Below are 9,641 nucleotides of genomic sequence, written 5' to 3'. Positions count from 1 at the left end.
TCCGACGGCGCGGGCGGGGCGCGCCGCGCGGTGCTGCTGGAGGCCCAGGCGGAGCTGTGCCGGCGCTGGGAGGCCGTGTTCCTGGACTGGGACGTGGTGGTGGCCCCGGCCTTCGGCACGGCGGCGCCGCGCCACGACGACGCGCCGCCGGACGCGCGCAGGCTGGCCGTGGACGGCCGGGACACGGCCTTCGCCGACCAGATGGCCTGGTCGAGCATGGCGTCGCTCGCGAACCTGCCGGCCACGGCGGTCCCCGTCGACCGGACGGCCGCGGGACTGCCGGTCGGCGTGCAGGTCGTCGGCCCGCCGCTGGGCGACCGGACCACGATCGGCTTCGCGGCGCTGCTGGAGCGGGAGTTCGGGGGCTTCCGCGCCCCGCCGGCCGGTTGACGCCGCCGCGGGATGCGCGATCATGGCCCCCGGGGGGAGTAAAGGGGCGGCGGGGGCTTGAATGGGGGCGGTCGAGAAGGCGCTCTGGTTCGTCGAGAGCCATTTCGCGGACGACATCTCGCTCGCGGACGTCGCGGCGGCGGCCGGCGTGTCGCGCCACCACACCGTGCGCGCCTTCGCGGCCGCGACCGGGATGCCGGTGATGCGCTACGTGCGCGGCCGGCGCCTAAGCGAGGCGGCGCGGGCACTTGCCGCCGGCGCGCCCGACATCCTGGCCGTGGCGCTGGACGCCGGCTACGGTTCCCACGAGGCCTTCACGCGGGCGTTCCACGACCGGTTCGGCATGACGCCCGAGGCGGTCCGCGCGCGGCGCCGGCTCGACGGGCTGGCGCTGGTCGAGCCGGCCGGCATCGGCGGCGGCCCGGTCATGGACCTGCCGCCGCCGGGCATCGAGGACGGCGGGCCGCTGCTGGTCGCGGGGCTGGAGCGGCGGTACGACGGAGAGGGGCGGGCGGGCATCCCCGCCCAGTGGCAATGCTTCCATCCCCATGCCGAAACCCTCCCCGGCCGGGTGGGGCCGGAGAGTTTCGGCGTGTGCCGCTGCGCCGACGGGGACGGCCTCGACTACCTGGCGGGGGTGCGGGTGCGCGATGACCGCGACGTGCCGGCGGATCTCGTGCCGGTGCGCATCCCGGCGCACCGCTACGCGGTGTTCCGCCTGCGCGAGCACGTCTCGACGATCCCGCAGGCATGGAGGGCGATCTGCCTCGACTGGCTCCCGCGGTCGGGATACCAGGTCACCGACGCGCCGGATTTCGAGCGCTACGGCGAGGCGTTCGATCCCCGGCGCGGGACCGGCGGCTACGAGATCTGGGTGCCGGTGCGGGCTGGGCCGCCTTGACATCGCGGCCGGCGCTACGCTAGGAACCCGGCCATCATTGGGGAGTAGCCACCCGCCGGGACGGCGGGGCGCACGTCAACATGCTCGGAGCGCACGCTTCGTGGCGTGCGCGGCCCGCACGGGCGAGGCGAGACCGGTGGCGCGACCCTGCCCGACGGCCAGCCGGGCGACGTGTCGCCACCGGTATGCCTGCTGGCCGGGGCCGTACCCAGTGACGCTCGCCGTATCCCTGACCCTCGCCTTCAGCCTGTCCATGGACGCCTTCGCGGCGTCGCTCGGCAAGGGCGTCGCGCTGCGCCGTCCCAGCGTCTCGGAGGCGGTGCGGATCGGGGCCTATTTCGGCGCCTTCGAGTTCTCGCTGCCGCTGGTCGGCTGGGCGCTGGGATCGGTCTTCGCGGGGTCGATCGAGGCCGTCGACCACTGGATCGCGTTCCTGCTGCTGCTGGTCGTCGGCGGGCGCATGTCGTGGCATGCCCTGGCCGGCGGCGGCGGGAGTGCCAAGGACGGGCCGGCCCGCCATGCCTCCTCGGCCCTGGTGCTCGCCGCGCTGGCGACCAGCATCGACGCGACGGCCGTGGGCGTCACGCTGCGCTTCATGGCGGTCGAGGTCGTGACGACCGTCGTCCTGATCGGCGCCGTCACCTTCGCGATGGCGTCCGGCGGCGTCATGGTCGGGCGCGCGGTGGGGGCGCGGCTGGGCCGCTGGGCCGAGTTCGCGGGCGGCGTGGGCCTGATCGCGATCGGCACCAGGATCCTGATCCAGCATACCGCGGCGGGGTGAGGCTGCGCCTCACCGCTTCACCGCCGTCCCCAGATGTTGACGATCAGGACGCCGAGCAGCGCCAGCGCGCCGCCCAGCAAGGTCACCGTGCCCGGGACCTCGCCCAGCAGGGCGAAGGCGAGCAGCGTGGCGAAGGGCGGGATCAGGTAGAGGAACTGGCCGGCGCGCGCCGCGCCGAAGGACCGGATGGCATAGGCCCAGCAGGTCTGGCCGATCGCGGCCGGCGCGACCGCGAGGAAAAGGACCGCCGCGACGGACGCGCCCGAGGCCGACGAAGCCTGCGCGATGCCGGCGGGCAGCCAGGGCAGCAGCGCCACGGCGCCCGCGACCAGCACCAGCGAGGTCACGTGCAGCGGGTCGTGCCGGGCGAACAGCGGGCGCTGCAGCACCGAGAAGACGGCCGCGCAGGCCGCGGCGCCGAGGACGAGGCTCGCCCCGGCGCCGAAGCTCAAGCCCCCGGGCTGGCCCCAGGCGATCGCGCCGACGCCGACGAGGCCGAGCGTGCTGCCGACCCAGCTCCAGCGGTTGTGCGCCTCGCGCAGGAACAGGACCGCGAGGATCGCCATGAACAGGGGCTGGGTGTTGACGATGAAGCTGGCGGCGCCGGCCGACACCGTCGCCTGGCCGGTGTTCAGCAGCATGTTGTAGGCGGCGATGCCGAGGGCGCCGGCGACGGCGATGACGCCGTAGTCGCGCCGCGACATGCGCGCCGGCCGCCGCCATGCCAGCCAGGCCAGGGCCAGCACCGAGGCGAGGGCGAAGCGGATCGCGGCCAGGGGCAGCGGGTCGAGCTCGCGCAGCGCGATCCCGATCGCCGGGAAGGAGCCGGCCCAGGTCACGATCGTCCCCAGCACGGCGAGGACGGGCAGCAGGCGCGGGCGCGGAGGGGTGAGGGCGGTGTCGGTCGTCATGGCTTCCTGTGTGCCACGGGAACACCGCTTGACATAGAGCGCCAGTCGACATTCAGATGTGAGAATGCAGCACAGCTCACTCCTGCCGCCGCTGGAGGCCCTGCAGGCGGTGATCAGCGCCGACGCGACGGGATCCTTCTCCGCGGCGGCCGCCGCCCTCGACGTCACCCATGGCGCGATCAGCCGGCGGGTGGCGGCCGTCGAGGCCTGGGCCGGCTGCGTCGTGTTCGTTCGCCACGGCCGGGGCGTCCGCCTCACCTACGAGGGCCAGCAACTCGTCGCCCGGATCGAGCAGGCGCTGGCGCTGCTCGACGACGGCCGCGGCCCGGGACGGCGCGGCCCGGCGGTGGACGTCGTGCGGGTCGGCATCGTGCCTTCCTTCGCGCGGCTGTGGCTGCTGCCCAACCTCGCGGCACTCGAGGGACGGCCGCAGGACCTGCGGGTCGAGCCGGACATCGACCACCGCTTCATGAGCCTGTCGGACGCGCGCATCGCGATCCGCTACGGGCGCGGGGACTGGCCCGGCGTGTCGGCCGTGCCGCTGTTCGGGGAAACCCTGGTGCCGGTCGCGAGCGCCGCCGTGGCCGCCGGGATCGCCGGCGCGGCCGGCGTCGGGGGCGGGGCGGAGGCGACAGCGGAGCGGCTGCTGGAATACCCGCTGATCAACGACACCACCGACACGGTCTGGCGCACGTGGCTGTCGGCGGCCGGGATCGACTACGAGCGCCGGCCGCGGGACCGCGCGTTCCCGGACTACGACCTGACGCTGATGGCGGCGGCGCAGGGGCTCGGCATCGCGATCCTGCGCGAGCCCTATGGCGCGCCGCTGTGCCGGGCGCTGGGGCTGCAGCCGGTCTCGGCGCTGCGGGCCGAGAGCCCGCTGCGCTTCCACGTCGTCACGACCCGGCGACCGCGCCATGCCGCGGTCGACCGCCTCGTCGCCCGGCTGCTGGCCCTGCGGCCCGCGTGCCCGTGAACCGCGTGCCCGTGAACCGCCGGGATGGATGGACGGCATGGTCTACGCCCCCGAGATCACTTTCCATCGCATACGAAGTATTTGGTCGCGCCGCTCACATAATGCATTATGGTGATGTCGTCCTACCGGTCGACGCCATGAACGTGATCCGACTGCACCGATCGCCTTTGCCCGACGTCATCGAAGTCCGTCCCGTAACGGCGGAGTATTTGGCGCGCTTGCCCGGCCAGCCGTTCAAAGCGGTCCTGGACCGTTTCCATGCCCGGGGCTGGATGGCGCCGGAGGACTGCCGGCTCGAGGTGCTGTACCCGCTGTTCGACTTGGCCAACGTCAACATGTACGACGTCAGCGAACCGGAAAATCCCCGCATCCGCTTCACGGGATCGGGGATGCCGCTGAACGACAGCGTCGGCTTCCGGGGCAAGCCGGTCCGCGAGGCGCCCGCGCCCCGCGAGTACACGGACCTGCTGATCTCACACCTCGACACCGTTACGCTGGCGTGCGCGCCGGCCGCCCACCACATCTTCACCAGCTACAACGGGCATGCGTACCACCGTCTTCTCGTGCCGGTCCTCAAAGACCGCCAGGTCGAGCGCGTCGTTTCGTTCTTCGTCTATCCATCGCGCTATCTGGGCTAGGCACTCGGCCCGGGACATGTAGGGCATCCACAGCGGCGCGTCGCGGCCCACCGGCGGGCACCAGCCGGTCGTGCACGGCACCATCCTGGTGAAGTGATAGGTGTTGAAGACGACGCCGGACTTCGCGATCTTCTCGAGGCAGATCCCGTTGAACCAGTCGCAGGCCCATTGCCGCAGCGCCAGCGCGCGCAGCACCGCGACCATGGTGGCGGCGTAGCCGCGGGCGCGGTGGTCGGGATGGACCCAGGCCCCGCCCTCGTGGACGACGCGGCCGGACAGGACCTCCATGCCGGCAGGCAGGGCGAGCTCGACCCGTCCCAGCGCGCGCAGCCCCTTGTCGTGCCACAGCCGCTCGGAGACGATCTCCTGGCGGAAATCGGGCGTGACGAACAGGCGTGCGGCATGGCAGGCGACGATGCGGCCGCCGTCGCCGACCAGTTTGATCCAGAAGCCGTTCGACCGGTCGAGCCGGCAGACGTCGGGATCGAAGGTCGGGTTGACCGCCGAGATGCCCGGCGCCGCCCGCATGTGTGCCGCCCAGCCGGACAGGTCCGGGTCGACCCGGAAGTCGAAGCCCCGCGCCGCGATGCGGTCGAGGCAGATGCGCAGGAACTCCTGGACGCGGTCGTGGTCTTGGTCTTCGAGCATCCGCTCCTCCCCAGTTCGGTGCCGCTCGGCATCGACTGAACAACCGGAGCGCAAGGCCCGTGCCACGGGGGCCAAGCCCGCGCGGCGCGGCGCGATCGCCGCATGCGATCGCAAGATGTTGGGATCGCGCGGCGGCCGCGGGCAGCATGTCGCGCTCGCCTGGGGCCGGCGGACGCGGCCGCGGCGCGCGCGGGAGGAGGCGGAAGCTTCCGGGCGGAGCAGGATTTTCCGCGCCGCGGCAGGATTTACCCACCGCGCGCGGCGAAGCCGCCGGCCGCTATTGCGGCCAGAGGTTCACGACCAGCATGCAGACCGCGGTCCCCGCCCCGACCGAGAGCAGCAGGTTCCGCAAGCCGAGATGGGCCAGGACCGTGACCAGCGCGCCGGCCGCCTGCGCGGCGCGGGCCGGCCCCGAGGCGGTACCGGCGCCCCAGGCGAAATACACCAGCAGCACGGCCAGGATCGCGGGCGGGAACAGTTCCGTGAACAGGCGGCGCAGCCGCGGGTCGCCGATGTCGCCCAGCAGGAAGGGCAGGAACCGGCTGACGGCGGTGGCGCCCGCCATCAGGACCGCGGCGAGCAGCACCTCGGCGCTCACCATGCCCGCGTCCTCCGCCCGACCAGCGCCACCGCCGACAGGGCGACCGCGAGCACCGGCAGCAGCGTGTTCGCGGGGCCGAGGGCGGCGATCCCCGCGGCGGCCAGCGCGCCCGCCAGGAGTGCCGCGGTCCGCCGCTCGGCAACGCGCATCTGCTCCACGAGCAGCACCAGGAACAGGGAGGTCAGCGCGAAGTCGAGCCCGGCCAGCGCGTCGGGCACGAGGCCGCCGACCAGCGCGCCCAGCGCGCAGCCGACCACCCAGTAGGCCTGGTTGAGGAAGGCGACGCGCCACAGGAAGTCCGCCCCTTCCTCGCGGCCGGACGGCGGCCGGGCCGCGAGCAGGGCGTAGGTCTCGTCGGTCAGGGAGAAGGCGAAATAGGCCTTGGCCACGCTCCAGCCCTTGAAACGGTCGAGGAAGGCGAGGCCGTAGACGACGTGGCGCGCGTTCAGGACCAGCGTCGTCAGCGCGATCTCCACCGGTCCCTGGCCGCCCGCCAGCATGCCGGCGGCCATGAACTGCGACGCGCCGGCATAGACCAGCAGCCCGAACAGCACGGCACCCATCGGCTCCAGCCCCTGCTGGACCCAGAGGATGCCGAACGCCATGCCGATCGGGACGTAGCCCGCGAGGATCGGCAGGCTGGCGGCGAAGGCCCGGCGCCAGGGCGACGCGTGGCCGGGGATGGAGCGTGTGGACATGCGTCGCGGTATAGACCGGCGGTCGGCGCCGGGGAAGGGGTGTCCGCGCCCGGGCGCGTCCCCATATTCCCGTCCCGCAGCCTTCCCCTTCATCACTGTACCGGCGCCGGAATGACCCAAGATCCCCTGGTCGAGACCCCCCTGGCGGAGAACCCTCTGACGCAGGCCTGGACGGCCCCCTTCGGCCTGCCGCCCTTCGACCGCATCCGCCCCGCGCATTTCCCGGCCGCCCTCGAGCGCGCCATGGAGGAGCGCGAGGCCGAGGTCGCGGCGATCGCCGGTTCGGCCGAGCCGCCGTCCTTCGCGAACACGGTCGAGGCGCTGGAGCGGAGCGGGCGCCTGCTGCGCCGGGTCGGCGCGGTGTTCTCGAACCTGCTGGGCAGCCGGTCGGACGGGGAGATGGAGGCGGTGGCGCGCGACTACGCGCCGAAGCTCGCCCGCCACGCCAGCCGCGTGGCGCTCGACCCCGGCCTGTTCGCGCGCGTCGCCGACCTGCACGCGCGGCGCGCGTCGCTCGGCCTCGACCCGGACCAGATGCGGCTGCTGGAGCGCCTGCACCTGTTATTCGTGCGCGCCGGCGCCGCGCTGTCCGGGCCGGACAAGGCGCGCATGGCCGAGATCACGGCGCGGCTCGCGAGCCTGCAGACGCTGTTCGGGCAGAACGTGCTGCACGACGAGAGGCAGTGGCAGCTCGTCCTGGACGAGGCGGACCTGGACGGGCTGCCGGACTTCGCCCGCGAGGCCGCCGCCGGTGCGGCGCGCGAGCGCGGGCTCGACGGGCGGCGGGTCGTCACGCTCGCCCGCTCGTCGATCGAGGCGTTCCTGACCTTCTCGACGCGCCGCGACCTGCGCCGCCTCGCCTACGAGGCCTGGTCGGCGCGCGGCGCCGGCGAGATATCATCGGCGCGCGGCGCCGGCGAGATATCGTCGGCGCACGACAACCGGCCGCTGCTGCGCGAGATCGCGGCGCTGCGCGCCGAGCAGGCGGCGCTGCTGGGATATCCGAGCTACGCCCATTTCCGGCTCGCCGATTCCATGGCGAAGACGCCCGATGCCGTCGAAGGCCTGCTGTCGCGGGTCTGGGAACCGGCGCGGGCCCGGGCCGGGGCCGAGCGCCGGGCGATCGAGGCGGCGGCGCGCGCCGACGGCATGAACGGCGCCGTGGAGCCGTGGGACTGGCGCCACTACGCCGAGAAGGTCCGGCGGGCCGAGTACGACCTGGACGAGGCGGAAGTGAAGCCGTACCTCGTCCTGGACGACATGGTGCGCGCCGCCTTCGACGTCGCGGGCCGGCTGTTCGGCATCACCTTCGAAGAGCGCGAGGGCCTGCCCCTCTACCATCCCGACGTGCGCGCCTACGAGGTGAAGGGGGCGGACGGCCGGCATGTCGGGCTGTTCCTGCACGACAACTTCGCCCGGCCGGGCAAGCGCTCGGGCGCGTGGATGAACAGCTACCGCCTGCAGGAGAGCTTCGACGGCGAGGTGGCGCCGATCGTGGTCAACAACAACAACTTCGCCAAGGGCGCGCCGACGCTGCTGAGCTTCGACGACGCGCGGACGCTGTTCCACGAGTTCGGCCACGCGCTGCACGGGCTGCTGAGCCGGGTGCGCTATCCGTCCCAGTCCGGGACGAGCGTGCGCCGGGACTTCGTCGAGTTCCCGTCCCAGGTCTACGAGCACTGGCTGGAGGTGCCGGAGATCCTGCGCCGCTACGCCCGCCACTACCGGACCGGCGAGCCGATGCCCGACGCGCTGCTGGACCGCCTGCTCGCGTCGCGGACCTTCGACCAGGGCTTCGCGACCGTGGAGTACACGGCATCGGCCCTGCTGGACCTGGAACTGCACCGCCACCGCGACCCGGGCTCCCTCGACCCCGACGGCTTCGAGCGCGAGGTCCTGGCGCGGATCGGCATGCCGGACGCGATCCGGCCGCGCCACCGCCCCGCGCATTTCCAGCACCTGTTCGCGGGCGACGGCTATGCCGCCGGCTACTACGCCTATCTGTGGGCCGAGGTGCTCGACGCCGACGGCTTCGGCGCGTTCGAGGAGACGGGAGACGCGTTCGATCCGGGCCTGGCGGCACGGCTGGGGGAGGTCTACTCCGCCGGCGACACCCGCGATCCCATGGATCTCTACGTCGCCTTCCGGGGCAGAGGGCCGGATATCGGGATGCTGCTGAAAAAGCGGGGTCTCGTCCATTAAAGCGGGTCGGCAGGGAGCGGAATGTTCACTAGCGTGTTGCATTGTCATGGAACGGTAACAATGGACGCGCAGATGACGGCTTGGCCCCGCTTCCACCCGGCGGCCGCCGACCGCCGGGCCGTCGGCCGGCAGTGGCCGCTGGTCTGGCTGGCGGCGGGGTGCGGCGGCGGCGTCGCCATCCTGGCCGCCGCCCTCGGCCTCGCCGACGGCCTGACCTACCGGGAACTGCTCAACGACCCCGCCGACACCTACGGCTTCAGTCCGGCCGGGGGGATGGTCTCCAATCTCGGCCTGATGTTCTGGTCGGCCGCGGCCGCGGTCGCGCTGGTGGCCTGGGAGGTCCTGCGCCGGCGCGGCGGCGACGCGCGGCTGCGCCGCTTCTTCCTGGCGACGAGCCTGTTCACGGCGGTGCTGCTGGTCGACGACGCCTTCCTGCTGCACGAGCAGGTCCTGCCCGAGGCCGGCATCGGCGAGCGCTACATCAAGGCGGGCTATCTCGGCCTGGCGCTGGTCTACGGGCTGGTGTTCCTGCGCGAGCTGATGCGCGACGGCGGCCTCGTGCTGCTCGTCCCGGCCGGCCTGTTCTTCGCCGCGAGCTTCGTGTTCGACAACCCGGCGCTGGTCGGCATGATGGGGCTGCTGGAGGTGGACTTCGTCAGCTACGTGATCGAGGACGGCGCCAAGTTCGTCGGCATCTCCCTGTGGCTCGCCTTCGTGGCCCGGGCCGCGGTCACGGTGCTGGCGTCCCGGCGGTTCTAGGAGTGTGTCCGAGTAAAAGGCTGGACGATGCGGAGCGGGCGTGATTCGCTGCGGGAATGACCAAGAGCTTTCGCCCGTGGGACGTGGATCAAGGCTGGCTGCTTCCGCCTTCGCTTCACGAGTTCGTGCCGGCCGA

The 9,641-nt window shown here is 73.0% G+C and carries 10 protein-coding genes and 1 riboswitch; of the genes, 6 read left to right on the top strand and 4 right to left on the bottom strand.

Going from position 1 to position 9,641, the window contains the following annotated elements; translation table 11 throughout:
- From VGO20_RS00060 to VGO20_RS00050, 3 genes are all read left to right on the top strand, one after another.
- Positions 1 to 390: amidase family protein (locus VGO20_RS00060; protein ID WP_327500225.1), on the top strand; the 390-nt coding region annotated here is incomplete at its 5' end.
- A 61-nt stretch (positions 391 to 451) separates the two neighbouring features.
- Entirely contained in the window at positions 452 to 1,291 is an 840-nt protein-coding gene (locus tag VGO20_RS00055; RefSeq protein WP_327500224.1) for an AraC family transcriptional regulator, read from the top strand.
- Between the two features lie 27 nt (positions 1,292 to 1,318).
- Positions 1,319 to 1,415: riboswitch (yybP-ykoY riboswitch) on the top strand.
- A gap of 87 nt (positions 1,416 to 1,502) precedes the next feature.
- Positions 1,503 to 2,072 (top strand): manganese efflux pump MntP, encoded by a 570-nt coding sequence (locus tag VGO20_RS00050; protein ID WP_327500223.1) that lies wholly within the window; start codon positions 1,503 to 1,505, stop codon positions 2,070 to 2,072.
- A 17-nt stretch (positions 2,073 to 2,089) separates the two neighbouring features.
- Here the strand turns inward: VGO20_RS00050 and VGO20_RS00045 are convergent, their stop codons facing one another.
- Positions 2,090 to 2,983 carry a DMT family transporter gene (locus VGO20_RS00045; protein WP_327500222.1) on the bottom strand — a complete coding sequence of 298 codons (894 nt, stop codon included), beginning with the start codon at positions 2,981 to 2,983 and terminating at the stop codon, positions 2,090 to 2,092.
- Between the two features lie 64 nt (positions 2,984 to 3,047).
- Here VGO20_RS00045 and VGO20_RS00040 point away from each other — a divergent pair, with 64 nt between their 5' ends.
- Positions 3,048 to 3,959, top strand: coding sequence for a LysR substrate-binding domain-containing protein (locus VGO20_RS00040; RefSeq protein WP_327500221.1), 912 nt, complete (start codon positions 3,048 to 3,050; stop codon positions 3,957 to 3,959).
- A 473-nt stretch (positions 3,960 to 4,432) separates the two neighbouring features.
- Here the strand turns inward: VGO20_RS00040 and VGO20_RS00035 are convergent, their stop codons facing one another.
- The 3 genes from VGO20_RS00035 to VGO20_RS00025 all read right to left on the bottom strand — a co-directional run bounded on the left by VGO20_RS00035 (position 4,433) and on the right by VGO20_RS00025 (position 6,544).
- Positions 4,433 to 5,245 (bottom strand): GNAT family N-acetyltransferase, encoded by an 813-nt coding sequence (locus VGO20_RS00035; RefSeq protein WP_327500220.1) that lies wholly within the window; start codon positions 5,243 to 5,245, stop codon positions 4,433 to 4,435.
- A 277-nt stretch (positions 5,246 to 5,522) separates the two neighbouring features.
- The gene (locus VGO20_RS00030; RefSeq protein ID WP_327500219.1) at positions 5,523 to 5,846 is read right to left on the bottom strand and encodes an AzlD domain-containing protein; all 324 of its coding nucleotides are present in this window, start codon (positions 5,844 to 5,846) and stop codon (positions 5,523 to 5,525) included.
- Complete coding sequence (locus VGO20_RS00025) at positions 5,840 to 6,544, bottom strand: AzlC family ABC transporter permease (RefSeq protein WP_327500218.1); 705 nt, start codon at positions 6,542 to 6,544, stop codon at positions 5,840 to 5,842. The genes VGO20_RS00030 and VGO20_RS00025 overlap by 7 nt, the downstream gene beginning before the upstream one ends.
- 111 nt (positions 6,545 to 6,655) lie before the next feature.
- Here VGO20_RS00025 and VGO20_RS00020 point away from each other — a divergent pair, with 111 nt between their 5' ends.
- Both VGO20_RS00020 and VGO20_RS00015 read left to right on the top strand, forming a co-directional pair.
- On the top strand, positions 6,656 to 8,746 hold the full coding sequence (locus tag VGO20_RS00020; RefSeq protein WP_327500217.1) for a M3 family metallopeptidase: 2,091 nt from the start codon (positions 6,656 to 6,658) through the stop codon (positions 8,744 to 8,746).
- Positions 8,747 to 8,818: 72 nt separating this feature from the next.
- On the top strand, positions 8,819 to 9,505 hold the full coding sequence (locus tag VGO20_RS00015; protein WP_327500216.1) for a hypothetical protein: 687 nt from the start codon (positions 8,819 to 8,821) through the stop codon (positions 9,503 to 9,505).
- Positions 9,506 to 9,641 lie beyond the last annotated feature (136 nt).

The organism is Arenibaculum sp. (assembly GCF_035998295.1).
Lineage (GTDB): Bacteria > Pseudomonadota > Alphaproteobacteria > Azospirillales > Azospirillaceae > DASYHS01.
This window is presented reverse-complemented; position numbering and strand designations above follow the sequence as displayed.

Excerpts from the sequence above, each read along its gene's own strand:
- VGO20_RS00055 (WP_327500224.1), top strand. The coding sequence starts at position 452 with ATGGGGGCGGTCGAGAAGGCGCTCTGGTTCGTCGAGAGCCATTTCGCG.
- VGO20_RS00045 (WP_327500222.1), bottom strand. The coding sequence starts at position 2,983 with ATGACGACCGACACCGCCCTCACCCCTCCGCGCCCGCGCCTGCTGCCC.
- VGO20_RS00040 (WP_327500221.1), top strand. The coding sequence starts at position 3,048 with ATGCAGCACAGCTCACTCCTGCCGCCGCTGGAGGCCCTGCAGGCGGTG.
- VGO20_RS00035 (WP_327500220.1), bottom strand. The coding sequence starts at position 5,245 with ATGCTCGAAGACCAAGACCACGACCGCGTCCAGGAGTTCCTGCGCATC.
- VGO20_RS00030 (WP_327500219.1), bottom strand. The coding sequence starts at position 5,846 with ATGGTGAGCGCCGAGGTGCTGCTCGCCGCGGTCCTGATGGCGGGCGCC.
- VGO20_RS00025 (WP_327500218.1), bottom strand. The coding sequence starts at position 6,544 with ATGTCCACACGCTCCATCCCCGGCCACGCGTCGCCCTGGCGCCGGGCC.
- VGO20_RS00020 (WP_327500217.1), top strand. The coding sequence starts at position 6,656 with ATGACCCAAGATCCCCTGGTCGAGACCCCCCTGGCGGAGAACCCTCTG.
- VGO20_RS00015 (WP_327500216.1), top strand. The coding sequence starts at position 8,819 with ATGACGGCTTGGCCCCGCTTCCACCCGGCGGCCGCCGACCGCCGGGCC.